This window comes from Neorhizobium sp. USDA 3394, from assembly GCF_056280385.1.
This window is the reverse complement of sequence record NZ_JBWCDU010000001.1, coordinates 1,356,382-1,380,724: the sequence shown is the minus strand read 5'-3', so window position 1 is coordinate 1,380,724 and position 24,343 is coordinate 1,356,382. Positions and strand designations below refer to the sequence as shown.

Below are 24,343 nucleotides of genomic sequence, written 5' to 3'. Positions count from 1 at the left end.
TTCTAGCCGTTTTCGGAATCAAAATGCCACAGGCGAAAGCGACGCAGTCTGTTCGGTCGACTGTTCGGCGGTCTCGATCACCGCCTGCACCCGATTGCAATAACGCTTGGAAACCGGGTTCATGCGCTTGGCGCCGTGGCCGGCATTGTATCTGAGGATGGTGCCGCAGATCTTGCCGCCACCGAGTTCGTGCGCGCCGGCCAGATATTTCATCCCGAAGCGGATATTGGTTTCGGGATCGTAGAGGCCATAGTCCGGCCCCCGGTAACCCATCAGCCTTGCCGTCGCCGGCTTGATCTGCATCAGCCCGATCTCGCCCGCACTGCCCTTGGCGGTCGGACGGAAGTTGCTCTCGATCTGCACCACCGCCAGCGCGAGTTCTTCCGGAACATCGTATTCATCCGCATATTTCGAGATCAGCTGAGAATAATGAAGCTGCCGAACGAGGCGCCTGGCTTCGTCGGTGGGCGCGGCAAAACCGGTTTCGCGCGTTTCCCATGGAATGACCAGCGGCTTGGTATAGGTGGTGACGGCGTCGTCCTCAGCACGCACGAGTTCGGTTCCCGCGACCAGCATGGCAAGGCCCGCCGCGGCAGCAACAATCATTGTATTCATTTAGGTGAAGTGTCTCCGGACCAACAGGAACCGCGGGTGTCGTTACGCAAACACCCTCTCAGCGCGTCGCCGGATTGACGGCGCGATGCTTCACGATTCCTGGTCGTTTATCTCTGCAACCCCCGTCCAACATGGCGGCTGCCGTTAGCGGGTCCTTTAGATAGGGCTAATAAGGAGATGATGTGGCACTGCAAAATTTTGCGATTTCGACGCGGTCCCGAACGACCGGTGCGGCAGCCACGCTAATTGAATTTTGGCAAGGACTTGAGCAGCCGATGAAGCGTGTCGATCGTCGAAAAATCGGCGATGCCGTCGACCAGCTGCGGCCGGAAATGACGCTGGAAGGCTTCGACCACGCCCCTCGTGCGCTCGCAGAAATTACCCGTGATTTCAATTCCGTAGCCATAGAGCGAGAGCATCGACTGCAATGCCTCGATGGGCTGGCCGCTCTCCCCGAACTGGAAAAACCGCCCGCCGCTGATCGGTGCTGGATCGATCCAATGTCCGACACCCTCAAGGTGCAATTTCTCCCAGGGGAAATTTTCCCCCGGATCGACCTTGCGTATGGGGGCGACATCGGAGTGCCCGAGCACACGTTCCGGCGCGATTTGCCACCTTTCGCCGCAATCGCGACACAATTCGAGGACGGCCTGGATCTGCACGGACGGATAGTCCGGCAGGCCTCCCGGATGGCCGGGATTGGCGATTTCGATGCCGATCGAACAGGAATTGATGTCGGTCTCGCCGGCCCAGGAACTCTTGCCGGCATGCCAGGCACGGCGGTCCTCCGGCACGAGCTGCACCACGCCCCCGTCCTCGTGGACGAAATAGTGGCTTGAGACCTGGCTCTCCTCGTTACAGAGCCAGGAGAGCGCCTGGTTGCCGCTCGGCATCCCGGTGTAATGCAGGATGATCATGTCGGGCCGGCGCCCGCCGACGCGCTCGCCGTGATTGGGGGAAGGCCTTACCGTCGCGCCGGCATAATCGGCGTTGAACGGCGTCATGCAGCGCGGCGCTCTTTCTCGATCGCCGAATAGGCGGCGTTGAGCGCGGCCATGCGTTCATTGGCGGCAGCGTGCAGCGAAGCCGGAACGCCGCGGGCGATCAACCGGTCCGGATGATGCTCGGAAACCAGCGAGCGGTACTGCTTGCGGATCTTGGCGAAATCGTCTTCCGGCGAAACGCCGAGCACAAGATAGGGATCCCGGCCGTCGAGATGCACGTGCCGCGCCATGATGCGGCGGAAATGCCCCTCGTCGATGCGGAAGATCTCGGCAATACGTGACAGGAACGCCAGTTCCGCCTCATGCACAAGGCCGTCCGCCTTGGCGATGTGGAACAGGCCGTCGACGACGTTTTCCAGCATCGGGCAGTTTTCAGCCCTGCCCGCACCCGGGCTGCACAGGCCTGCAAGCTTTGCCGCATAAGCTTCGTAGCCCGCGACATCCTGGCGCGCGAGATTATAGAGGCGCGCCACGTTGCGGGCTTCCTCGTCGGGAAAATCGAATATCTGTTGAAAGGCCTTGACCTCAGCCTCGCTGACGATACCGTCAGCCTTCGCCATCTTGGCCGACAGCGCGATGATCGCGACCGAGAAAGATACCTGCCGGCGCGTTTCCGGATCACCCTCGAATGTGGTGCGGATCGCCTCGATGACACGGCCGAGCGCGTTCCCGGCCGCGTCGCCCATGGCGCCGAGAAGCCGTTCCCAAAGGGAGGAAAAGTGAAGGCAGGCGAAATCCCAGATCATGAGCGCAGTGGACCAGATTATAATTGGGATTGCAAGGCGACCGACGGTCCGTCTTAGATTAAACTATGTTCATGTTTTCCGAACAATCACCGGCGCTCACAGACAGGTGACCCTGCTCTTCGGGACAATTGCGAAGCCTCCGAATCTGTTTTTCCACAAGCGGGATCGAGGGGCCGCGACAGTTGAATCGATTATATTAGGCTCTCCTGAGCCGAGAAGTCGAAGCTGCGGTTTTTCTTGAGAAATTCACTTTACAGGGGCCTGTCTCTGTCGCATCCATTCCAGCGGTTTTGAACTGTACGCGAGCATGCGCGTGAAGGAGGATCGATGGCCAAACAGAAAGTAGCAATGCTGACCGCAGGGGGCCTTGCGCCTTGTCTGTCTTCCGCCGTGGGCGGCCTGATCGAGCGCTACAACGACGTCGCGCCTGATGTCGAGATGGTCGCCTACCGTTCCGGTTATCAGGGCGTCCTGCTCGGCGACCGTATCGAAATCACCAAGGACATGCGCGAAAAGGCCCATCTGCTGCACCGCTACGGCGGCTCGCCGATCGGCAACAGCCGCGTCAAGCTCACCAATGCCGCAGACTGCGTCAAGCGCGGCCTCGTCAAGGAAGGCGAGAACCCGCTTCGCATTGCCGCCGACCGGCTGGCAGCCGATGGAATCACCATCCTCCACACGATCGGCGGCGACGACACCAACACGACGGCAGCCGACCTCGCAGCCTATCTCGGGGCCAACGGCTACGACCTCACCGTCGTCGGCCTGCCGAAGACCGTCGACAACGACATCGTGCCGATCCGTCAGTCGCTCGGCGCCTGGACGGCTGCCGAAGTCGGCGCTTCATTCTTCGACAACGTTTCCAACGAGCAGAGCGCTGCTCCTCGCACATTTGTGATTCACGAAGTGATGGGACGTCACTGCGGCTGGCTTACCGCCGCGACCGCGCGGGCCTATATTCAGAAGACCAAAGGCAATGAATATGTCGAGGGCTTCATGATGAACAGCGCGATGAAGAACATCGACGGTGTCTACCTGCCGGAAATGGCCTTCGACCTGGACAAGGAAGCCGCACGCCTCAAGGACGTCATGGACAAGCGCGGTTTCGTGACCTTGTTCGTTTCGGAAGGTGCCGGTCTCGATACAATCGTCGCCGAACGGGAAGCGGCAGGCGAATCGATCAAGCGCGACGCGTTCGGACATGTTAAGATCGACACGATCAATGTCGGCGGCTGGTTCCAGAAGCAGTTCGCGGCGCTGATCGGCGCTGATCGCTCGATGGTGCAGAAGTCCGGCTATTTCGCCCGCTCGGCGCCGGCAAACGGCGACGACCTGCGCCTCATCCAGGGCATGGTGGATCTCGCCGTCGAAAGCGCGCTGAACAGGGTTTCGGGCGTCACCGGCCACGACGAGGAACAGAACGGAAAACTGCGGACGATCGAATTTCCCAGAATCAAGGGTGGAAAACATTTCGATCTGACGGCAAAATGGTTCGGCGAAGTGATGGATCATATCGGCCAGCCCTTCGAAGAGGCTTGAGACAGGAAATTGGCGGGCGCCGCAAACGGGCGCCCGGGAGGAAAATGGAATGACGGCTGACATCTGGCTCGCTTTTGCTGCGACCGCGATCTTTCTCGCCCTCCTTCCAAGCCCTCTCGCTTGCCTCACCGCCAGCTTCTCGCTCCAGCGCGGTCGCCGCACGGCGATCGCCACGGTTCCGGGGCTTGCCGTCGGAATGTCTGCGGCGCTGATCGTCGCCATGATTCCCATGGCCCTGATCGCGGTCTATCTTCCCAAGCTCATGGACATGATGTCCTGGGCGGGGCTCGGTTATCTGATGCTGTATGTGATCTGGTCCTACCAGGACCCGCGAATCTCCGGCCCCATCGCCGACAACGACAATCTTCCCGAATGTCGGGCAGCCCGAATCTTCGGATGCCTGTTCGGCAAATCCGCCTTCCGGGCGCGTTATGCCGTCGTCCTTGCAGCCGTGCTCGCCCAGTTCGTCGATCCCGACCGCTTCCTCCTGCCCCAGCTTCTCGAAATGCAGGCGACCTTCCTTGTCTGCGCCGCGCTTGGAGCCGGGATTCACGTGCTTTTTCCGCGCCGCGTGCTCGACCGCAGGCGGCGGCCCGCCAACCTCAACTCCGCCTCGCGCAAGCCCCAGACGCGCTTCATTTCGCGGCGCGCGGTCACAGCCGGCTATCGTCGGATCGCCGCCTGACGCTCGCCATCTTGCCGGACGCTGCCCAATAGGTTAATCAAAACACTCTTTTGGTGGCGTTTGGGCGGACTGGGGTAACCATTTTTCATGAAAGCGACCCAATGGCGATAATCCGATTCCTCGGCCGCGGAACGGCTGTGGCGTGCGCCGTTTCTTCGGTTCTCGCCGGATGTTCGAGTGTCGAACGCGAGCAAAAGCTTGCAGCGACACAGACAGCCGTACCGACCAGCGGCCAGGCGACCGGACCTGTCCAGACGGCATCCGCGGATGGCCAGACGACTATCCAGTACAAATCCGATCTCCCGGTAAACGGGCAGGCCCAGACCGCGGGCCAGATGACTCCTCCGGGCGTTCAGGTCGCCTCGGCCGCCCAGACGGTCGGCACGCAGCCGACCGTGGCGCTTGCCAAGACCGCAAGACTTCCCGTTCCGCTGCCGGCGGCCGCCGATGCGATGTCCGTTCAGTCCGCCGCAATGGCATCGCCCACCATGGCGCCGCTCGTCGCTTTCGCCCCCGCGCCCGGCCCGGCGATGATGCCCCCGCCCGTTGCTCCGACCACTTCGACAATTCTCGCTTCGACCCAGCCGGCGAGCCTTGCCTCGCCGAAGGGCGGCCGCCTTGTGTCGCCGCCGATCGCGCCAGCGGTCAGCGAAGGCAAGATCCAGCCGGCGGCAGCCTCGGCGATCGCACTGGACGAACGGGAACTGACACCGGACATGGTCGCGCTGCAGACTGTCGTGCCGACCCCGCGCCCGGACACCGCGACGCTCGCCTATGCAGCGCAGCCGAGAGCCGTTGCCGCCTTGTCCGCCATGGAATTCCCGCCGGCGCCCGGCGAGCCGATGCCGTCCACGGCCACCGGTGCCCCGCCGGAGTTGAGCAAGCTCATCAAGCGTTATGCCGGCATGTATGGCGTGCCGGAATCGCTGGTGCACCGCGTCGTGCATCGGGAAAGCAAATACGATCCCAAGGCCTATCACAAGAACGGCTACTGGGGTCTCATGCAGATCAAGTATTCGACCGCCAAGTCCATGGGCTACGAAGGCCCGCCGGCCGGCCTGCTCGACGCCGAGACCAATCTCAAATACGCGATCAAATATCTGCGCGGCGCCTGGCTTGTGGCCGACAACAGAAACGACAATGCCATCAAGCTCTACGCGCGCGGCTATTATTACGACGCCAAACGCAAGAACATGCTGGACGTCCTGGAGAAATAGCCAGGCTGAAGTGCTTGGAAATGTTCGGCGGCGGCCTCAGGGCGCCGTTGTTGTTTTCACCACCTCGGCGACCAGCCGGGTCGGATCGTAGCGGTTCCAGCTCGGCGTCAGCCCGAGCCGCACCACCACGAGATCGAGCGACGGGATGACCGTGATGGTCTGTCCGTCATGCCCCTGCAGAAAAAAGGCATCCGCCGGCATGCCTGGATTATCCCTGCCGGGCAGCCAGGTCTGCATCTTCGAATAACGGCCGTTCGGCGTGGCGTTGGCCTGGTGCATCAGGGCGACGAAACCTTGCGGCAGGATCCGGTTGCCGTTCCAGACGCCGTCCCGCGCAAGCAGCAGCCCGATCCGGGCCCAGTCCCGCGCGGTCGCATACATATACGAGCTGCCGACGAACGTGCCGGCCGCATCGGTCTCCATGACGGCGCTCGTCATTCCTAGCGGACCGAACAGGGCAGTACGGGGATAGGAGAGCGCCGCGGCCCTGTCGCCGATCTTGTCCATCCAGATCTTCGACAGCATCACGGCCGTACCGGAAGAATAGCCGAATCGCGTGCCGGGATCGGCCTCCAGCGGCTGGTCGGCCGCGAAATTCGCCATGTCAGGCTCGAGATAGAGCATGCGGGTGACATCGGCGACCGCGCCGTAATTCTCGTTGAAGGCAAGCCCGCTTTCCATGCCGGCGAGGTCGGTAATCCTGATATCGCCGCGCTGGTTGCCCTGCCATTGCGGGAACAGGTTTTTATCTTCCAGCGAAAGCTTTCCGTTGCGAACCAGAGTGCCGAGGATCGTGGCGTTCACCGTCTTGGTCATCGACCAGCCGAGCAACGGAGTATCCTTGGAAAAACCGGTCGAATAGACCTCGCCGACGATCCGTCCCCGCTTGACGACAACCACCGCCCGAAGGCCCGGACCGGCGAGACCCGCATCTGAAAGAATCTGCGCAAGCAACGGATCGGAATCGACTTTTCCGCCTTCCGGCCAAAGCGATGACGGATCGATTGACGTAACGGCAGGCAGCGGAATGCCGGCAGTCGCCACCGGCGTCCCATCGGGGACGACGGCGCAGCCGAGCCCTTCGCGATAGACCGCGTCATTGCCGGCAAAAATGCCGAGCAGCGCTGCATGAACACGCTTTTCCGTTCGATCGACGGAGACCCGCATCAATTTCAGAAGCGGGTGACCCGGAGCCTGCACGTCGACGGCCAGGACTTCGCTGCTGTCGCGGCCGGCAAGAAAGACGTTCGAGCAGACCATCTTGGCCGAATAGCCGCTGCCGACCCTCAGCAGGTCCGGCGGCGAGGTATAGAGCCAGATCCCGAGCCCGATCAGGCCGACGACGATGACGCCGCAGAGGATTTTTACGAACCGCACCAACAACCGCATGCCTGCCTCCATTTCAAGGCCGCATGCAATCAGGATTCTCAGGTCCAAGGAAGAGGTGTTCGGCCGCGTCGGGCCGATCGGTAGGCCGGCCACAGGCAGCGTCATCAATCTGTAGCATGACAGGTTTACACGCGCTGAAACTCTGGACAAGGCGGGACTCGACCATGGCGGATATTGCACAGGAAGCCGGTTTTCGGAAAAACCAGAAGCTGAAGGACGCCCTTCTGCAGCATAAAGCTCTGTCCCGGCAGGGTTTCTCAGAAAGGCTTTTCGGCCTCCTGTTCTCCGGTCTCGTCTATCCGCAGATCTGGGAAGACCCGGAAGTCGACATGACGGCGATGGAGCTTTCCGACCAGCATTCGATCGTCACCATCGGTTCCGGCGGCTGCAACATGCTCGCTTATCTCTCCCGCTCGCCGAAGAAGATCGACGTCGTCGATCTGAACCCGCATCACGTCGCGCTGAACCGCCTGAAGCTCGCCGCCTTCCGCCACCTGCCCGGCCATGGCGACGTCGTGCGCCACTTCGGCATGGACGGCATCCGCACCAACAGCAAGAGTTACGACGTGTTCATCGCGCCGAACCTCGATGCCCCGACCCGCGCCTACTGGGACAAGCGCTCGCTTGCCGGCCGCCGCCGGATCGAGGTCTTCGATCGCAATATCTACAAGACCGGCCTGCTCGGCCGTTTCATCGGCGCCGGTCACCTGATCGCCCGCCTGCATGGCATCAATCTGACCGAGATGGCCAATGCCAAGTCGCTGCGCGAGCAGCGCCAGTTCTTCGACGACCGTATCGCCCCGCTGTTCGACAGGCCGCTGATCCGCTGGATCACCAGCCGCAAGAGCTCGCTGTTCGGCCTCGGCATTCCGCCGCAGCAATATGACGAGCTGGCGAGCCTCGCTTCCGACGGATCGATCGCCCCGGTCCTGCGCCAGCGCCTCGAAAAGCTCGCCTGCCATTTCCCGCTGCGCGACAACTATTTCGCCTGGCAGGCCTTCGCGCGCCGTTATCCGAAACCGGAGGAAGGCACGCTGCCGACCTACCTCAAGGCTGAAAACTACCGCGCGATCCGCGACAATGCCGAGCGCGTCACGGTCCACCATGCCAGCTTCACCGAGCTTCTGGCCCAGAAGGCCGCCGGCTCGGTCGATCGTTACGTCCTGCTCGATGCGCAGGATTGGATGAACGACGAGCAGCTCAACGACGTCTGGTCGGAAATCAGCCGCACGGCCGCGCCCGGCGCCCGCGTGATCTTCCGCACCGCCGCCGAAAAGAGCGTGCTCGACGGTCGCCTTTCCCCGGCTCTTTTCGACCAGTGGTCCTATCTGGAAGAGCGCTCCCACGAGCTCAATCTCGAGGATCGGTCGGCGATCTACGGCGGTTTCCACATCTATGTGAAGAAAGCCTGATGGCGACGGATATGGCGAGCAGCTCCCTGTCGAATGGCCACGCCGAGCGCATGGACCGGATGTACCGGTATCAGCGCCACATCTACGACATCACCCGCAAATATTACCTCTTCGGCCGCGACCGGGCGATTGCCGGGCTGAACGTGCCCGCCAATGCCTCGCTTCTCGAAGTCGGCTGCGGCACGGGCCGCAACCTGGCACTTGCCCACCGGCATTATCCGGCGGCAAAACTCTACGGCCTCGATATCTCCGCCGAAATGCTGGAAAGCGCCCGGGCCAATTTCCGCGGCCTGCCGGTCATGCCGGAATTCCGCGTCGCCGATGCCACCAATTTCAAGGCAGAGGAATTCGGCGCCACCGGCTTTGACCGAATCCTGATCTCCTACGCCCTGTCGATGATTCCCGACTGGGAAAAGGCGATCGACGCATCGCTTGCGGCTTTGGCGCCGCACGGTTCCCTGCATATCGTCGATTTCGGCCAGCAGGAACGGCTGCCCGGTTGGTTCGGACGGCTCTTGAAGGCCTGGCTTACGCGTTTCCACGTCACGCCGCGGCCAGACCTGCACGAAGTGCTGGAAAGCAAGCTGGCCGCCGCCGATGCCGACATGATCTTCGAGGAGATCGGCCGGGGTTATGCCTGGCACGCCGTCATCCGCCGTCGCGGCTGAAGCCTCGGCCCTGGCATCTCAGGCGTGAAATCCTCTTGCCCTAACCGATTTTTTACGACGTTATGGTGAATATGGAGTTCATGCCTCCCTGTTTTGCGTCGAACGGGGCAAGAGGCTTCCACGTCGACACCACACGGGATGTTCATGCCTCGGCTCCTTCTGGCCCTTCTTGCCACCGCGCTCCTTGCCACGGGATGCACATCCTCAAGCTATGACCTGATGGAAACGTCATCGGTCAAGAAGATGCGCTTCAAGGACAATGACCCGCAGGATTTCGGCAAAACTCACCCTGGGCTCCACGAAATCCACGGCATCGACGTTTCCAAGTGGAACGGCACCGATATCGACTGGCCCGCCGTCAAAAAATCCGGCATCGCCTTCGTCTTCATCAAGGCGACGGAAGGCAAGGATCGCATCGACCCGACCTTCGAGCTGAACTGGCGGGGCGCCGCTTCGGCCGGCATTCCCTATGCCCCCTACCACTTCTACTATTTCTGCTCGACAGCCGACGAACAGGCCGACTGGTTCATCAACAATGTCCCGAAGGACGCGGTGAAGCTGCCGCCGGTCCTCGACATGGAATGGAACCATTCCTCGCCGACCTGCAAGACCCGCCCCGATCCCGAGACCGTGCGTGCGTCGATGCAGCGCTTCATGGACCGCGTCGAGGCCTATTACGGCAAGCGGCCGATCATCTATACGTCGGTGGATTTCCACCGGGACAATCTGGGCGGCGCCTTCAGCAACTACCACTTCTGGCTCCGCGCCGTGGCACAGCATCCAACCAAGATCTACCCGGATCGCCGCTGGGCTTTCTGGCAATATACCTCGACGGGCGTCGTGCCGGGCATCAAGGGCGAGATGGATATCAACGTCTTTGCGGGCACGTCCAAGAACTGGCACAACTGGGTTGCAGCAGTCTCAAAGTAACCCCCGTGCCTCTGGCGAACAGGTATCTGGCAATGTGTGAGCAGTTGCGATAATAACTGCGCCAACACGGCTGCCGTCCACGTTTCGGTCACAAAATTTTCCGAGATCGGATAGCGCTTACTCAGATTCTAGGAACGCCGAATGTCCGCTCGCTTTGCCCGCCGCCTCGCCCTTGCCTCCGTCATCACCACTTGCCTTGCCTCCACCGCTCTCGCCCAGGCCCCGGCTCCCGCCTGCGGCGGAGATCTCGGCGCCTTCCTCGAGGGCGTCAAGGCGGAAGCCATTTCCAAGGGCGCGTCGGCAAGTGCGGCGGATGAAGCGCTCGCCGGCGCCCAGATCGATCAGAAGGTTCTGTCCCGCGACCGGGCTCAGGGCGTGTTCCGCCAGACCTTCCTCGAATTTTCGCAGCGCACCGTCAGCCAGGCGCGCCTCGACATCGGCCGCCAGAAAATCAAGCAGTATGCGGAGGTCTTCGCCCGCGCGGAGAAGGAGTTCGGCGTGGCGCCCGGCGTCATCACCGCCTTCTGGGGGATGGAGACCGATTTCGGCGCCGTCCAGGGCGATTTCAACACCCGTAATGCACTGGTGACCCTCTCGCACGACTGCCGCCGCCCGCAGCTTTTCCGCCCGCAACTGATCGCCCTGATCGAGATGGTCCAGCACGGCGACCTCAATCCTTCCACCAATACGGGCGCATGGGCCGGCGAGATCGGCCAGGTGCAGATGCTCCCCGAGGATATCATCGCCCACGGCGTCGATGGTGACGGCGATGGCCATATCAACGTCAAGGCCAGTTCGCCTGACGCTATTCTCACGGCCGCAAAATTCATCCAGAGCATGGGCTTCAAGCCTGGCCAGCCGTGGATGCAGGAAGTGCAGCTGCCGGAGAACCTCCCCTGGGACAAGTCCGGCCTCGGCAACGAGATGCCGGCCAGCGAATGGTTCAAGCTGGGCGTCACCCCGCGCGACGGCGTGACCAACTTCGGCAACCTGCCCGCCGCCCTGATCCTGCCGCAGGGTCGCAAGGGGCCGGCCTTCCTGACCTATCCGAACTTCAGCATCTATCTGGAATGGAACCAGTCGTTCATCTACACGACCTCGGCCGCCTATTTCGCAACCCGGCTTTCCGGCGCTCCGACCTATCTGAAGGGCACGCCGGACCAGGGCCTGGACGACACCGGCATGAAGGCGCTGCAGACCAAGCTGGAAGCGCTCGGCCACAATATCGGCAAGGTCGACGGCATCCTGGGGTCTGGCACGCGCCAGGCCGTCCAGAAGGAACAGGCGCGCCTTGGCCAGCCGGCCGACGGCTGGCCGACCCAGACCCTGCTCTCCGCGCTCTGAAATACATCGCCGCCCGAGCGAAATCGGGTGGCGACTCGCGGATCATAGGATTATTCCCTGACCTTGACCGCGAGGGGGATTTTGCATGACAACCGCCGCCATTCCGAAGCCCAGCGCTGCTGCCTGGGCCCTGATCCTTTTGCTCGGGCTGATCTGGGGCGGATCCTTCTTCTTCGCGCGCGTCGCAGTCCTGGAAGTGCCGCCCTTCACCCTCGTCTTCCTGCGCCTGTTCCTGGCAGCAGCGGCGCTGCACATCTATCTGCGCGGCAGGTTCGGGCTCTATGCGACGCTTAGAACCCACTGGCGCTCCTTCCTGGTCATGGGCTTCATCAACAATGCCCTCCCCCATACGCTGATCTTCTTCGGCCAGACCGAGATCGGCGCCGGTCTCGCTTCGATCCTCAACGCGACCACGCCGATCTGGACGGTGCTGATCGCCAATCGCTGGACCGCCGACGAAAAACTGACACCCGCAAAAATCGCCGGCTGCCTTGCAGGTCTTGCCGGGACGGCCGTGCTCATCGGTCCGGGCGTCACGGCGGCCGCGTCCGCGCCACTCTGGGCGCTGGTCCTGCCGATCCTGGCGGCAATCTCCTACGGAGTGGCCGGCACCTACGGCAAACGTTTCCGCGGCCTGCCCGCGCCGGTCAGCGCCACCGGACAGCTCACGGCCTCCAGCCTCATGATGCTGCCCGTGTCGCTGCTCGCCGACCAGCCCTGGGCGTTGCCCACCCCGTCGACGCATGCCGTCCTTGCGATCCTCGCGCTGGCGCTCCTGTCGACCGCCTTCGCCTATCTCCTCTATTTCCGTATCCTGGGGATGGCCGGGGCAACGAATGCCTCTCTGGTTACGCTCGTCGTACCTCCGAGCGCGATCCTTCTCGGCGCGCTTTTCCTCGGCGAAAGATTGGAGGCAACCGACCTCATCGGCATGCTGCTGATCGGTTTCGGCCTGGTCCTGCTCGACGGAAGGCTCCTTCGCAGGCGCAGCAATTCGTTGCCCGGCGCGTCTTAACGGGGCGAAACCATCACGGAATATGTCAGAAGTTAACAGCCGTACACGGGTTTTTAACCCTGCGGAAATTAAGATTAACGCATACTTTACCGATAAAAATCAGTCGTTTACGCGATCATCACCCGGATAAGGTGAACAGACGAACGGCACTGCAGCATAGAAATACGCTTCCCAACCGGCACAAAACCGACATAAAGTCTGCCCGTCAACGCAAGGAGGCAGACATGGGACGTACATACTCTCTCAATGTCTTGGTAGTCAGTGCAGCGTTTGTGTTTGTGGCATCCATGCTCTTCATTTGAGCGCCACCAGTCCGACTACCAGTTCAAGATATCGCATCCACGACCGTTTGATAATCAGCACTTCTGGTGAAAACGCATGCTCCCTTCGTAGGAGCATGCGTTTTTTTCAATCGCTCAGGCGGCAGCGATCCGCGGCGTGCGGATCTGCCGGCGGCCGAGCCGCTGAAGGACCGCGGACACGAGCGGTGCCCGGTTCATCGTGTAGATGTGGAAGTCGCCAAGGCCCCGGCGGATCAGATCCTCGATCTGTTCGGCGGCGATGTCGGCAGCCACGCTCGCGCGATCCTCGGGCTTGTCGTCCAACCCTTCGAAACGGGCATCCAGGAAAGACGGAACCGAGGAACCGCAGCGTCCGGCGAAACGCTTGAGCTGGGTCAGGTTCTGGATCGGCATGATGCCCGGCACGATCGGGATTGCGATGCCGGCGGCGCGGACCTTTTCGAGGTAACGTTCAAAAACGTCGTTGTCGAAGAAGAACTGGGTCAGTGCCCGGGCGGCGCCGGCATCCGCCTTGCGCTTCAGCATTTCGATGTCTGCGCCGAGATCGGCACTTTCCGGATGTTTTTCGGGATAGGCGGAAACGGAAATGTCGAAGCCGCCGAGCTCGGTCAGGCCGCGCACCAGATCCGCCGCGTTGGCGTAACCCTGCGGATGCGGACGATACTCGGTGCCGATACCGCTTGCCGGATCGCCGCGCAGCGCGACTATGTGGCGGATGCCGGCGGCACGGTAATCGGCAACGACCGAATGGGTTTCTTCGCGTGTGGCATCGACGCAGGTCAGGTGTGCAGCGGTCGCAAGCGAGGTTTCGCCGACCAGGCGGCGCACCGTGTTGATCGTCGGCGCCTTGGTCGAACCTCCCGCACCATAGGTGACCGAAACGAACCTCGGATCCCAGAGCGCCAGTTCATCCACCGTATCCCAGAGCTGGCCCTCCATCTCTTCCGACTTCGGCGGAAAGAATTCGAAGGAAACGCTGAAAGTTTCGCTATCGGCGGTCATTGGTTCAGCTCCCTTAAAGGACGGTGTGCGATTGGGTGGATGCATGATGGGCGGCGATCAGCAGGCGGCGGTCGCAGGCGAGCCAGACGGTGGCCGTGAGCCCGCCTTCCTTGCCGGAACCAAGATCGATTGCCTGCTCGACTTCAAGGCCCACCTTCTCGAGCCATTCCGCCATCACCTGATGGGAGAAGCCGAGACGCACATGGGCATGGTCGTTGCGCAGGTATTCGAGCGTATGTGGTGCGAGATCGACGATCAGCAGGCGCCCGCCCGGACGCAGCACGCGGGCCGCCTCGGCAATCGCCAGTTCAGGCTGATCGAGGAAATGCAGCACCTGATGAATGGTGATCAGGTCGAAATCCTGCCCTTCGAGCGGCAGGTTGAGAATATCGCCATGCCGGACCGATGCCTTGACGATCCCGGCCTTGTCGAGATTGGACCGGGCGACGGAGAGCATGTCGCGGCTCGCATCGATGCCAACGGCCCGACGATAGATGTTGGACAGAAGCTGGAGGATCCAGCCGGTTCCGGTCCCGAGATCGAGGAGCGCGTCGACGGGCGCCGGACCGATCAGCTTGAGCAGCGCCGACTCGACGACCGCGTCGCTGATATGCAGGCGCCGGAGCTCGTCCCATTCGGACGCGTTGCGCGTGAAATAGGCCTGGGCGCGTTCGGCACGCAGCCGCTTGACCGTCGTCAGCCGCTCGCTGTCCCTCAGAAGGACCGGATCCTCCTCCGAGGCGGCGGCGAGCAGCGTCCTCACCAGCGTTGCCGCCTTGCCCTCCTGCTTCAGCCGGAAATAGGCCCAAGCGCCCTCCTGATAGCGATCGATCAGCGCCTCTTCGGCAAGCAGCTTCAGATGCCGCGAAATGCGCGGCTGCGACTGGCCCAGAATCTCGGTAAGATCGGTGACGGTCAGGTCCCCGGCAGCGAGAAGCGCAAGCAGGCGAAAGCGCGTCGGCTCGCCTGCCGTTTTCAGTACGTCCACCAGGGTGTCGAGCGTCAGTCCCATTCAGCCGCATCCTTACGCAATCAAGATATAAAGATATGTTTATATCGTTTTGCTGTTCCATGCAAGCGGCAACTGATGGATCCGACGAGGTCGCCTGAAACGCAGAAGGCGGCCGAAGCCGCCCTCTTAAGTTTTGTTGGTGCCAGGAAGATCAGAATTCTTCCCACTCGTCGGCGGATTGCGCGAGAGCCGTGTTTCCGCGGGAGACCGGAGCACGGGCCGGCATCGGACGGCTCGGTGCAGCGGCGACCGGGCGCGAGGCCGGAGCTGCCGGCGCGCGCATGCGGCTTGCCGTCTCGCGAAGCTGGACAGAGGCACTGCCACCGAGCTGGAAGTGCGAGAGGAGATCGCTGAGCTTTCCGCTCTCCTGGGCAAGGCCCGCGCCGGAGGCGTTCATCTCTTCGACCATTGCGGCATTCTGCTGGGTCGACTGGTCCATGTGGTTGACGGCGGTGTTGACCTGAGCAAGGCCGACCGACTGTTCCTGTGCCGCGATTGCGATCGCATCCATGTGACCGTTGACGGTCTGAACCAGTTGCTCGATGACGCTGAGCCCCTCGCCCGTCTCGCTGACGAGCTTGACGCCTTCGCTGACGGCAACCGCCGAGTTGGAGATCAGCGACTTGATTTCCTTGGCGGCGTTCGCAGAACGCTGGGCGAGTTCGCGGACTTCCTGCGCGACGACCGCAAAACCCTTGCCGGCTTCACCGGCGCGGGCCGCTTCGACGCCGGCATTCAGCGCCAGCAGGTTGGTCTGGAAGGCGATCTCGTCGATCACGCCGATGATCTGGCCGATCTGCTGCGACGACTTCTCGATCCGCTCCATGGCGGCAACCGCGTTGCGGACGACCTGGCCCGACTGGTCCGCGCGGGTCCGTGCGTCGCGGACGACGTCGCGAGCCTCGCCGGTGCGCTTGGAGGTCGAAACGACGTTGGCGGTGATCTCCTCGAGTGCTGCTGCCGTTTCTTCCAGCGAAGCGGCCTGCTGCTCCGTGCGCTTGGACAGGTTGTCGGACGCATCGGAGATTTCTCTCGAACCGCTGGTGACGGTGGCGACGGAACTGCCGACGCTGAGCAGCGCCTCGCGCAACTGGCGGACCGAGGTATTGAAGTCGTGGCGCAGGCCTTCGAACTGCGGCGCCAAAGCTTCGTTGACTTCGCAGAGCATGTCGCCGTCGGCCAGACGGCGAAGGTTTGCGGCGAGAGCGCCGGTCGCCTGGGTCAGCTTCGCCTCCGCATCCGCCTCGCTCTGGCGCTGCATTTCGAGGCGCTCGGCTTCCGAGCGACGACGGGTGGCCTCCGCCTCGCCTTCCAGCTGAAGGTTGCGGATGGCGGCTTCGCGGAACACCTCGACCGAACGGGCCATGGCGCCGATTTCGTCCTTGCGATCGGCGTAGGGAATAGCTTCCTCGGTATTGCCGGAGGCAAGGCTCGCCATACGGTCGCCGATCTTGCGGATCGAGCCGGACAGGCTGCGGGCGATGAGAACGCTGAGCGCGATGACCGCGACGATGAAGAAGCCGAGCGACGCGAACATCACCCGCAGGTTGTACGCGGCCAAGGCCGATTTGTCGTCCCCAAGGCTCTTGATATCGGCGGCCGCCTGATCGATCAAGGCGCCGGTATATTCGCGACGCTTGTTCATCGCATTGGTCCAGGCGTCGAAATCGCCAGGAGCTGGCGTATAGCCCTTGTACGTTTCGATACCCTTCAGCGTGTTGGCAATCAGCACGCCGTCGGCGGTCTGCCAATAGGCGTCGAACTTCGCGACGACGTCCGCAGAAGAAAGATTGCGAAACGGCTTTTCGAAGATGCGGGTCTGCTGGCGGCCCTGCATGTAGCGCGCGACTTCTTCGGGGGCGAGCGTGCCGTTCTTGCTATACTGCTGGCCCATGCGGTTGATGATCGCGTAGCCGTTGTTCACCTGAACCAGCGATTGATAACCATCGAGATAACGCGCCAGCTCGCGGTCTTGCGTGAGGCTCGCAACACGGCCGATAATGTCCAGGCCCCGCTCGGAGACCGGGCTTACATATTGCGCCGAGAGAAGCTGATTGGTGTCGCCGGCGTCGATCTTGGCGCGATATTCACCCATGCGCGCATAACGTTCCTCAAGCGACTTGGCGAGGTCACGCAGGCCCGGCTCGCTATAGCCGTTCGCGTCGATCTGCTTGTGGAGTTCGACGACCGTCCTCTGCGCGGCGTCCAGCTTGCTGCGTGCGTCGGGGCGTTGCGCCAGCGGCACGGAACTTTCCAGCGGAATGGCATTCATGAGATCGCCCGCGGCCAGCGCGAGCCTTTCAAGCACCACCGCATGATTCAATTCGCGGTACTGGGCATAGGCATCCAGGCTCGAAAGCGCACCCAGCGTAATGACAGCCAGAAGCGGAATGGACGCAAGAAGCGTCAAAGACGTACGAAAAGGCAAGCGCTCGATGAGACGCAGCATAAATAAATCCTCGAAATGGCCCCGTCGTCATGACAGCGTATAAGGCCCGCAAATCATGGACCTTCCCCGAGGGCGAAACTGCGCCGCAAACTTTGCAATTGTCTTGATTAGACTACACAAGAAATCCCCATAATTTTGGGGGTGCTAGATTTAGCATTTATTAACGCACCCAGAACGCAAAACCCCGGCAAAGCCGGGGTTCTAACTTAGACAATGCTAAAAGATATTAACGAGTCAGGCGCTTGTGGGCCTGGCTGCCAGGGTTGAGCGCATCGGGGCCGAGTCGGCGGACCTTGTCCTGCTCGTAGTCCTCGAAATTGCCTTCGAACCACTCGACATGACCGTCGCCTTCGAAAGCGAGAATATGCGTCGCCAGGCGGTCGAGGAACATGCGATCGTGGCTGATGATGATGGCGCAGCCGGCAAAGTTTTCCAGCGCGCTTTCAAGCGCACCCAGCGTTTCCGTATCGAGGTCGTTGGTCGGTTCGTCGAGGAGCAGAACGTTGCCGCCGGCCTTCAGCATCTTGGCGAGGTGAACGCGGTTGCGCTGGCCACCCGAAAGATTGCCGACCTTCTGCTGCTGGTCACCGCCCTTGAAGTTGAAGGCACCGCAATAGGCACGGGAGTTCATGTCGAACTTGCCGAGCTTGATGATTTCGGCGCCGCCGGAGATCTCTTCCCAGACGGTCTTGTTGCCATCAAGCGCATCGCGACTCTGGTCGACATAACCGAGATGGACGGTGTCGCCGATCCGGATCGAACCGGCATCCGGCGTTTCCTGGCCGGTGATCATCCGGAACAGCGTCGTCTTTCCGGCGCCGTTCGGGCCGATAATGCCGACGATGCCGCCCGGCGGCAGCTTGATCGACAGGTCGTTGATCAGCGTGCGGCCCTCGAAGCCCTTGGTGATGCCTTCCATCTCGATGACCACCTGGCCGAGACGCTCGCTGACCGGGATGATGATCTGCGCGTCGCCGGGACGCTGCTTTTCAGCCGCTTCCACCAGCTGTTCGTAGGATTTGATACGCGCCTTGGACTTTGCCTGACGCGCCTTCGGGCTGGATGCGATCCATTCCTGCTCGCGGCTGATCGCCTTCTGGCGGCCTGCCTCTTCCCGGTTTTCCTGCTGCATGCGCTTGGCTTTGGCGAGCAGGTAGGCCGAGTAATTGCCTTCGTAGGGAATGCCGCGGCCGCGGTCGAGTTCGAGGATCCAGCCGGTGACGTTGTCCAGGAAGTAGCGATCGTGGGTGATCATCATCACGGCGCCCGGATAGTCGCGCAAGTGCTTTTCGAGCCAGGCGATGGTTTCGGCGTCCAGATGGTTGGTCGGTTCGTCGAGCAGCAGCAGGTCCGGCTGCGACAGGAGAAGGCGGCAGAGAGCAACGCGGCGGCGCTCACCGCCCGACAGGCTGGTGACCTCCGAATCGCGCGGCGGGCAGCGCAGTGCCTCCATGGCCATCTCGACCTGGCTTTCCAGATCCCAGAGGTTCTGGCTGTCGATGACGTCCTGAAGCTTGGCGCCCTCTTCCGCTGTCTCGTCGGAATAGTTCATCATCAGTTCGTTGTAGCGGTCGAGGACGGCCGTCTTCTTGGCAACGCCCACCATGACGTTCTCAAAAACGGTCTTGGTCTCGTCGAGATGCGGTTCCTGCTCGAGATAGCCGACGGTCGCGCCTTCGGCGAGCCAGGCTTCGCCCGTATATTCCTTGTCCTGACCCGCGATGATGCGCAGCACGGTCGACTTACCGGCGCCGTTCGGGCCGAGGATACCGATCTTGGCATCCGGGTAGAAAGACAGATTGACGTTCTCAAGGATTTTCTTGGCGCCGTAGGACTTGTTGAGTCCCGACATGTGATAGATGAACTGACGTGCCATGGATAAAAGTGCTCCGGGGGGATTTCGGTTTGCCGCTATGTAGGCGAATTGGGAGCCGGGAGCAATGCGCGAACGGTCGAGGGAGCGAGGATGTTCGACGAAACGAGGCGGTTTTCGAGCCCGACGGGCGCGAACCTTGCCTATCATTACCAACCGGCGACTGAGCCGGCCAACGCCATCCTGCTGATCTCGCACGGGCTTGCCGAGCATTCCAGGCGTTATAAGGCTTTTGCCGAGACGATGGCCGGCCACGGCTTCCATGTCTACGCCTTCGACCATCGCGGCCACGGCGAGACGACGGCGCCGGACGCGCCGATCGGCCGCTTTGCCAGGTACGACGGCGTCGATCTGGTGCTGGACGACGTCAAGGCCATGCGTGACATGGCGGCAACCGCCCATCCCGGCCTGCCGGTGCTGCTCTTCGGCCACTCCATGGGCGGCCTGATCGCGCTCAACGCGGCCGTCGATTATCCCGAAAGCTTCGATGCGGTTGCGGTCTGGAATTCCAACTTCCATCCAGGCCCGGCGGGCCGCGCCGCGCAGGTGATCCTGCGCATCGAAAAGGCCCTGAAAGGCTCCGATGTGCCGAGCGGACTTCTGCCGAAACTGACCTTTGGCGCCTGGGGGAAATCGATTGCCGGCCACCGGACGGAATTCGACTGGCTGAGCCATGACCAGGATGTCGTCGACGCCTATATCGCCGATCCGCTCTGCGGTTTCGACGCCAGCGTCTCGCTCTGGCTCGACCTCTTCGAACTGACCTTCCGTGCGCCGAAGATGATTGATCGGCTGGCGAAAACCTTACCCGTTCACCTGATCGGCGGTGCGGAGGACCCGGCAACCAATCGCGGCCGCGAAATCCTGTGGCTCTCGGAGCATTTCAAGCGCAACGGCTTTTCGAACGTCACGACCAAGATCTGGCCCGGCACGCGCCACGAAACGCTGAACGATACGGTGCGGGGCCGCGCCACCGCCGAGTTCGCCGCCTGGGCCAGGGCCGCCCTGCCCGTCCCGGCGCCGGCGGTCTGAATCGACAGTCCACATAAAACGGCCCGTCATATCAAACGGCCCCGCATATCAAACGGAATGAGTTCATGACATTTAATCAAGTGCTTCCGGAACCGGTCCCAGCTATAGAAAATCCATGAATTCGTCGCCCGCAAGCCTTGCCGCATCAGCCCCGAACCGGATCGTCAACGGCCTTGGCCTGATGATCGTCGCGATGCTGATCGCCCCTTTCATCGACATCTTTTCCAAACTTGCGACCGATACCGCATCGCCCACCTTCATTACCGCAGCCCGCTTCGTCTTCCAGGCGCTCTGCATGCTGCCGATCGTGCTCTGGAATGGATATTGGCGGACATTCTCCTGGCGACTCAGCGTCTTCCATGCGATCCGCGCGAGCCTCATCACCGTCTCGATGGTCTGCTTCGTGGCGACGCTGGCGGTCATGGAAGTAGCCGATGCCATCGCCATCTTCTTCGTCGAGCCGATCATCCTGACGGTGCTTTCCAGCATCTTCCTCAAGGAGACCATCGGCTGGCGGCGTTATACCGCCTGCGCGGCCGGTTTCGTCGGCGCCATGATCGTCATCCGTCCCAGCTTCCAAGAGATCGGTTTCGTGGCGCTGCTGCCGATCGTCACCGCCTTCTGCGTGGCGATCTTCGCGATCCTGACCCGGGCGCTGGCGCATCGCGAAGATCCCTGGTCGATGCAGTTCCAGATGGCGCTCTGGGGAATTCCGATCTCCGCCGCCCTGCTCTTTGTCGGCGACCGGACCGGGATCGCGTTCCTGGCGCCCTCCATGCCGGACTGGACGACCCTGCTGTGGCTCGTGGGCGTCGGCGCGTTCGCAGCCCTGTCGGGCATCCTTGCCGTCTATGCCTATCGGGCCGCGCCGGCATCCGTGATCGCGCCGCTGCAATATTTCGAGATCGTTTCGGCGACGCTGTTCGGCTGGCTGGTCTTCGGCGACTTCCCCGATCCGGTCAAATGGCTCGGCATTTCGATCATCATCGGCTCCGGCCTTTATATCATCTGGCGCGAACGCCGCGTCGCCTCCATGAAGCCGGTAACCACTGCCGCCAAGTCAACCGTGACCCCGTGACATGACCCAGACATCCAAGAAACCACCGCTTACCGGCATCCGCGTCATCGAACTCGCCCGCGTCCTTGCCGGTCCCTGGGCCGGGCAGATGCTGGCGGATATGGGCGGCGACGTCATCAAGGTGGAAAATCCCGATGGCGGCGACGATACCCGCGCCTGGGGTCCTCCCTTCGTCGAAGGCAAGGACGGTGAAAACCTGTCGGCCGCCTATTACCACTCCACCAATCGCGGCAAGCGCTCGATCGCCGTCGATCTGAAGACCGAGGAAGGCCAGGACATCGTCCGCCGGCTGGCGGCGACCGCCGACGTGCTAATCGAGAACTTCAAGCTCGGCGGCCTCGTCAAATACGGCCTCGACTACGAGAGCCTGAAAAAGATCAATCCGAAGCTGATCTATTGCTCGATCACCGGTTTCGGCCAGAACGGCCCCTACGCCAATCTTGCCGGCTACGACTATATCGTCCAGGGCATGTCGGGCTTCATGTCGATCACCGGAGAACCGGACGGCCAGCCCATGAAGGCGGGCGTGGCCATCGCCGACATCTTCACCGGCATCTATGCTGTAACAGCCATCCAGGGCGCGCTGATCCATGCGATGAAGACCGGTGAAGGCCAGCATGTCGACATGGCGCTGCTCGACGTCCAGGCCGGCATCCTCGCCAACCAGAACATGAACTACCTGGTTTCGGGCGAGGCACCGGTGCGGCTCGGCAATGCCCATCCGAACATCAGCCCCTACGAGGTCGTGCCCGCAGAGGACGGCCACCTGATCCTCGCGGTCGGCAATGACGGCCAGTTCCGCCGCCTCTGCCGTATTCTCGGCATCGAGCAAGTCGCCGATGACGAGCGTTTCGCCACCAACAAGGCACGCGTCGCCAACCGCGTCGAGGTGCGCCGGCTGATTCTAGCGCAGACGTCGAAATGGAAAAAGGCCGAGCTGCTTGCCGCCTGTGGCGACAATGCCGTGCCGGTCGGGCCGATCAACTCGATCGCCGAAATGTTCGACGACCCGCAGGTCAAGGAACGCGGGCTTCGAATCGATCTCGAAGCGGCCGACGGCACGGTCATTCCGGGCGTGCGCAGTCCGATCGTGCTCTCCGAAACGCCGCTTGCCTATCACCGGCCGAGCCCCGCACTCGGCGAACATACCGCAGACGTTCTGGCGGAACTCGATCACATCGAAAAAGAGGGGAGAGACATATGAACACCGTCATGAAGACCGGAGGGCAGCTCATCGTCGAGGCGCTGAAGGCGAACGGCGTCAAGCGCATCTCCTGCGTTCCGGGCGAAAGTTATCTCGCCGTGCTCGACGCGCTGTATGAAAGCGGCATCGAGGTCCTCGTCTGCCGCCAGGAAGGCGGTGCCGCGATGATGGCCGACAGCTGGGGCCGCCTCAGCGGTGAGCCGGGCATCTGCATGGTGACCCGGGGTCCCGGCGCCACCAATGCCTCGGCCGGTCTGCACATCGCCAGGCAGGATTCGATCCCGATGATCCTCTTCGTCGGCCAGATCGGCCGCGACATGAAGGAGCGCGAGGCCTTCCAGGAAGTCGAATACCGCCGCGCCTTCACCGAATTCGCCAAATGGGTCGGCGAGATCGACGACGCCCGCCGCATTCCCGAATTCGTCACCCGCGCCTTTGCGGTCGCCACCTCCGGCCGCCCCGGCCCGGTCGTGCTGACGCTGCCCGAAGACATGCTGGTAGATGAAGTCGAGGCCGTCGACGCGCGCGCCTACATGCCGGTGGAAAGCCACCCCGGCAAAAGCCAGATCGCCGCATTCGAAACCCTGCTCAAGAACGCCGAGCGTCCGATGTTCATCCTCGGCGGCACCCGTTGGAGCGAGCAGGCGGTTGCCGATTTCCAGGATTTCGCCAACCGCTTCAAGGTGCCCGTCGGCTGCTCCTTCCGCCGCCAGATGCTGTTCGATCACCTGCACCCGTCCTATGCGGGCGATGTCGGCATCGGCATCAACCCGGTGCTCGCCAAGGCGGTCAAGGAGGCGGACCTGCTGGTGCTGCTCGGCAGCCGCATGTCGGAAATGCCCTCCTCCAGCTACACGCTGATCGACATCCCCTATCCGAAACAGAAGCTCGTCCATGTCTTCCCCGATCCGGAGGAACTCGGCCGCATGTACCGGCCCGACCTTCCGATATGCGCCGCTCCGGCGGAATTCGTCGCCGCGCTGAAGGACCTCGAACCGCCGGCCGCCCCGCTCTGGGCCGAACGGAAATCGGCGCTGCACGACGCCTATCTGAAATGGTCGACACCGCCCGAAACCGGCCCCGGCGCCGTGCATATGGGTCCCATCATGCAATGGATCGAGGAAAACGTTCCGGACGACGCGATCTTCACCAATGGCGCCGGCAATTACGCCACCTGGCTGCATCGCTTCCATCGCTTCCGGAAATACAACACCCAGTCCGCCCCGACCTCCGGCTCGATGGGCTATGGCCTGCCGGCGGCCGTTGCCGCAAAGCAGCTGTTTCCGGAGCGTGAAGTCGTCTGCTTTGCCGGCGACGGCTGCTTCATGATGCACGGCCAGGAATTCATCACCGCCGTGCGCTACGGCCTGCCGATCATCACGGTGCTGGTGAACAACGGCATCTACGGCACGATCCGCATGCACCAGGAGCGGGAATATCCGGGCCGCGTCAGCGCCACCGACCTCGTAAACCCGGATTTCGTCGCCTATGCCAAGGCTTTTGGCGGACATGGGGAACTGGTCGAGAAGACGGAAGAGTTCGGCCCGGCCTATGAGCGGGCGCGCGCCAGCGGCAAACCCTCGATCATCGAGGTCAGGCTAGACCCGGAAGCGATCACGCCGGCTAGAACGCTGACCCAGATCAGGGAGAAGGCTTGAGCGATACGCTCCAACCCTCATTCCTGTGCTTGTCACAGGAATCCAGCCACCGCGCGCCTGCGCCGTGAAGGGGAGTATCTTGAAATAAATGAATCTTTTGCGCCCAAGGACCTGGGGGCGCTGGATTCCTGTGACAAGCGCAGGAATGAGGGAGGCTGGCGACGCAGCC

General features: G+C 62.2%; 20 protein-coding genes. 12 read left to right on the top strand and 8 right to left on the bottom strand.

Translation table 11 applies throughout. From position 1 onward, the window contains the following. Nucleotides 1-18: 18 nt before the first annotated feature. The 3 genes from ACZ9EJ_RS06485 to ACZ9EJ_RS06475 form a co-directional block, all read right to left on the bottom strand. Nucleotides 19-615, bottom strand: a complete 597-nt coding sequence (locus ACZ9EJ_RS06485; RefSeq protein ID WP_046639194.1) for a lytic transglycosylase domain-containing protein — start codon at nt 613-615, stop codon at nt 19-21. Nucleotides 616-857: 242 nt separating this feature from the next. Further along, nucleotides 858-1,619: an N-acetylmuramoyl-L-alanine amidase gene (locus tag ACZ9EJ_RS06480; protein WP_046639193.1), complete on the bottom strand. Its 762-nt coding sequence runs from the start codon at nt 1,617-1,619 to the stop codon at nt 858-860. Beyond that, nucleotides 1,616-2,365 (bottom strand): J domain-containing protein, encoded by a 750-nt coding sequence (locus ACZ9EJ_RS06475; protein WP_046625956.1) that lies wholly within the window; start codon nt 2,363-2,365, stop codon nt 1,616-1,618. The genes ACZ9EJ_RS06480 and ACZ9EJ_RS06475 overlap by 4 nt, the downstream gene beginning before the upstream one ends. A gap of 327 nt (nt 2,366-2,692) precedes the next feature. Here ACZ9EJ_RS06475 and ACZ9EJ_RS06470 point away from each other — a divergent pair, with 327 nt between their 5' ends. The 3 genes from ACZ9EJ_RS06470 to ACZ9EJ_RS06460 all read left to right on the top strand — a co-directional run bounded on the left by ACZ9EJ_RS06470 (nt 2,693) and on the right by ACZ9EJ_RS06460 (nt 5,806). Then, nucleotides 2,693-3,904 carry a pyrophosphate--fructose-6-phosphate 1-phosphotransferase gene (locus ACZ9EJ_RS06470; RefSeq protein WP_046639192.1) on the top strand — a complete coding sequence of 404 codons (1,212 nt, stop codon included), beginning with the start codon at nt 2,693-2,695 and terminating at the stop codon, nt 3,902-3,904. A gap of 49 nt (nt 3,905-3,953) precedes the next feature. Continuing rightward, entirely contained in the window at nt 3,954-4,589 is a 636-nt protein-coding gene (locus ACZ9EJ_RS06465; protein ID WP_046639191.1) for a LysE family translocator, read from the top strand. A 101-nt stretch (nt 4,590-4,690) separates the two neighbouring features. Beyond that, entirely contained in the window at nt 4,691-5,806 is a 1,116-nt protein-coding gene (locus tag ACZ9EJ_RS06460; RefSeq protein ID WP_052764533.1) for a transglycosylase SLT domain-containing protein, read from the top strand. A gap of 36 nt (nt 5,807-5,842) precedes the next feature. Here the strand turns inward: ACZ9EJ_RS06460 and ACZ9EJ_RS06455 are convergent, their stop codons facing one another. Continuing rightward, nucleotides 5,843-7,195: a serine hydrolase domain-containing protein gene (locus tag ACZ9EJ_RS06455; RefSeq protein WP_046639336.1), complete on the bottom strand. Its 1,353-nt coding sequence runs from the start codon at nt 7,193-7,195 to the stop codon at nt 5,843-5,845. Nucleotides 7,196-7,359: 164 nt separating this feature from the next. On the opposite strand from ACZ9EJ_RS06455, the gene ACZ9EJ_RS06450 reads away from it, so the two are divergent. The 5 genes from ACZ9EJ_RS06450 to ACZ9EJ_RS06430 all read left to right on the top strand — a co-directional run bounded on the left by ACZ9EJ_RS06450 (nt 7,360) and on the right by ACZ9EJ_RS06430 (nt 12,564). Continuing rightward, entirely contained in the window at nt 7,360-8,607 is a 1,248-nt protein-coding gene (locus ACZ9EJ_RS06450) for a BtaA family protein (RefSeq protein WP_046639190.1), read from the top strand. Next, nucleotides 8,607-9,275 carry a class I SAM-dependent methyltransferase gene (locus ACZ9EJ_RS06445; protein ID WP_046639189.1) on the top strand — a complete coding sequence of 223 codons (669 nt, stop codon included), beginning with the start codon at nt 8,607-8,609 and terminating at the stop codon, nt 9,273-9,275. Before ACZ9EJ_RS06450 ends, ACZ9EJ_RS06445 begins: the two co-directional genes overlap by 1 nt. 144 nt (nt 9,276-9,419) lie before the next feature. Beyond that, the gene (locus ACZ9EJ_RS06440) at nt 9,420-10,205 is read left to right on the top strand and encodes a glycoside hydrolase family 25 protein (RefSeq protein ID WP_046639335.1); all 786 of its coding nucleotides are present in this window, start codon (nt 9,420-9,422) and stop codon (nt 10,203-10,205) included. 141 nt (nt 10,206-10,346) lie between these two features. Further along, a complete protein-coding gene (locus ACZ9EJ_RS06435) occupies nt 10,347-11,549 on the top strand; it encodes a lytic murein transglycosylase (protein ID WP_046625940.1) in 1,203 nt (400 codons plus the stop codon). 85 nt (nt 11,550-11,634) lie between these two features. After that, complete coding sequence (locus tag ACZ9EJ_RS06430; protein WP_046639188.1) at nt 11,635-12,564, top strand: DMT family transporter; 930 nt, start codon at nt 11,635-11,637, stop codon at nt 12,562-12,564. 416 nt (nt 12,565-12,980) lie between these two features. On the opposite strand, the gene metF is transcribed toward ACZ9EJ_RS06430, so the two are convergent. The 4 genes from metF to ettA form a co-directional block, all read right to left on the bottom strand. Continuing rightward, a complete protein-coding gene (metF, locus tag ACZ9EJ_RS06425) occupies nt 12,981-13,868 on the bottom strand; it encodes a methylenetetrahydrofolate reductase [NAD(P)H] (protein ID WP_046639187.1) in 888 nt (295 codons plus the stop codon). A gap of 13 nt (nt 13,869-13,881) precedes the next feature. Beyond that, nucleotides 13,882-14,880 carry an ArsR/SmtB family transcription factor gene (locus ACZ9EJ_RS06420; protein WP_046625935.1) on the bottom strand — a complete coding sequence of 333 codons (999 nt, stop codon included), beginning with the start codon at nt 14,878-14,880 and terminating at the stop codon, nt 13,882-13,884. Between the two features lie 151 nt (nt 14,881-15,031). Next, entirely contained in the window at nt 15,032-17,329 is a 2,298-nt protein-coding gene (locus tag ACZ9EJ_RS06415; RefSeq protein WP_046639186.1) for a methyl-accepting chemotaxis protein, read from the bottom strand. A 226-nt stretch (nt 17,330-17,555) separates the two neighbouring features. Further along, nucleotides 17,556-19,205, bottom strand: coding sequence for an energy-dependent translational throttle protein EttA (ettA, locus tag ACZ9EJ_RS06410; RefSeq protein ID WP_046639185.1), 1,650 nt, complete (start codon nt 19,203-19,205; stop codon nt 17,556-17,558). A 90-nt stretch (nt 19,206-19,295) separates the two neighbouring features. Between ettA and ACZ9EJ_RS06405 the strand changes: the two genes are divergently transcribed. The 4 genes from ACZ9EJ_RS06405 to ACZ9EJ_RS06390 all read left to right on the top strand — a co-directional run bounded on the left by ACZ9EJ_RS06405 (nt 19,296) and on the right by ACZ9EJ_RS06390 (nt 24,174). Then, nucleotides 19,296-20,234, top strand: coding sequence for an alpha/beta hydrolase (locus tag ACZ9EJ_RS06405; RefSeq protein ID WP_046639184.1), 939 nt, complete (start codon nt 19,296-19,298; stop codon nt 20,232-20,234). Between the two features lie 115 nt (nt 20,235-20,349). Further along, the gene (locus ACZ9EJ_RS06400; protein WP_046639183.1) at nt 20,350-21,312 is read left to right on the top strand and encodes a DMT family transporter; all 963 of its coding nucleotides are present in this window, start codon (nt 20,350-20,352) and stop codon (nt 21,310-21,312) included. A gap of 1 nt (nt 21,313) precedes the next feature. Next, a complete protein-coding gene (gene caiB, locus ACZ9EJ_RS06395; protein WP_046639182.1) occupies nt 21,314-22,516 on the top strand; it encodes a succinate--glutarate CoA-transferase in 1,203 nt (400 codons plus the stop codon). After that, nucleotides 22,513-24,174, top strand: a complete 1,662-nt coding sequence (locus ACZ9EJ_RS06390; protein WP_046639181.1) for a thiamine pyrophosphate-binding protein — start codon at nt 22,513-22,515, stop codon at nt 24,172-24,174. The genes caiB and ACZ9EJ_RS06390 overlap by 4 nt, the downstream gene beginning before the upstream one ends. The last annotated feature ends 169 nt before the right edge of the window (nt 24,175-24,343 follow it).

Bases quoted from the DNA above. Each gene is read 5' to 3' on its own strand.
- ACZ9EJ_RS06485 (WP_046639194.1), bottom strand. From the start codon at position 615: ATGAATACAATGATTGTTGCTGCCGCGGCGGGCCTTGCCATGCTGGTC.
- ACZ9EJ_RS06480 (WP_046639193.1), bottom strand. From the start codon at position 1,619: ATGACGCCGTTCAACGCCGATTATGCCGGCGCGACGGTAAGGCCTTCC.
- ACZ9EJ_RS06475 (WP_046625956.1), bottom strand. From the start codon at position 2,365: ATGATCTGGGATTTCGCCTGCCTTCACTTTTCCTCCCTTTGGGAACGG.
- ACZ9EJ_RS06470 (WP_046639192.1), top strand. From the start codon at position 2,693: ATGGCCAAACAGAAAGTAGCAATGCTGACCGCAGGGGGCCTTGCGCCT.
- ACZ9EJ_RS06465 (WP_046639191.1), top strand. From the start codon at position 3,954: ATGACGGCTGACATCTGGCTCGCTTTTGCTGCGACCGCGATCTTTCTC.
- ACZ9EJ_RS06460 (WP_052764533.1), top strand. From the start codon at position 4,691: ATGGCGATAATCCGATTCCTCGGCCGCGGAACGGCTGTGGCGTGCGCC.
- ACZ9EJ_RS06455 (WP_046639336.1), bottom strand. From the start codon at position 7,195: ATGCGGTTGTTGGTGCGGTTCGTAAAAATCCTCTGCGGCGTCATCGTC.
- ACZ9EJ_RS06450 (WP_046639190.1), top strand. From the start codon at position 7,360: ATGGCGGATATTGCACAGGAAGCCGGTTTTCGGAAAAACCAGAAGCTG.
- ACZ9EJ_RS06445 (WP_046639189.1), top strand. From the start codon at position 8,607: ATGGCGACGGATATGGCGAGCAGCTCCCTGTCGAATGGCCACGCCGAG.
- ACZ9EJ_RS06440 (WP_046639335.1), top strand. From the start codon at position 9,420: ATGCCTCGGCTCCTTCTGGCCCTTCTTGCCACCGCGCTCCTTGCCACG.
- ACZ9EJ_RS06435 (WP_046625940.1), top strand. From the start codon at position 10,347: ATGTCCGCTCGCTTTGCCCGCCGCCTCGCCCTTGCCTCCGTCATCACC.
- ACZ9EJ_RS06430 (WP_046639188.1), top strand. From the start codon at position 11,635: ATGACAACCGCCGCCATTCCGAAGCCCAGCGCTGCTGCCTGGGCCCTG.
- metF (WP_046639187.1), bottom strand. From the start codon at position 13,868: ATGACCGCCGATAGCGAAACTTTCAGCGTTTCCTTCGAATTCTTTCCG.
- ACZ9EJ_RS06420 (WP_046625935.1), bottom strand. From the start codon at position 14,880: ATGGGACTGACGCTCGACACCCTGGTGGACGTACTGAAAACGGCAGGC.
- ACZ9EJ_RS06415 (WP_046639186.1), bottom strand. From the start codon at position 17,329: ATGCTGCGTCTCATCGAGCGCTTGCCTTTTCGTACGTCTTTGACGCTT.
- ettA (WP_046639185.1), bottom strand. From the start codon at position 19,205: ATGGCACGTCAGTTCATCTATCACATGTCGGGACTCAACAAGTCCTAC.
- ACZ9EJ_RS06405 (WP_046639184.1), top strand. From the start codon at position 19,296: ATGTTCGACGAAACGAGGCGGTTTTCGAGCCCGACGGGCGCGAACCTT.
- ACZ9EJ_RS06400 (WP_046639183.1), top strand. From the start codon at position 20,350: ATGAATTCGTCGCCCGCAAGCCTTGCCGCATCAGCCCCGAACCGGATC.
- caiB (WP_046639182.1), top strand. From the start codon at position 21,314: ATGACCCAGACATCCAAGAAACCACCGCTTACCGGCATCCGCGTCATC.
- ACZ9EJ_RS06390 (WP_046639181.1), top strand. From the start codon at position 22,513: ATGAACACCGTCATGAAGACCGGAGGGCAGCTCATCGTCGAGGCGCTG.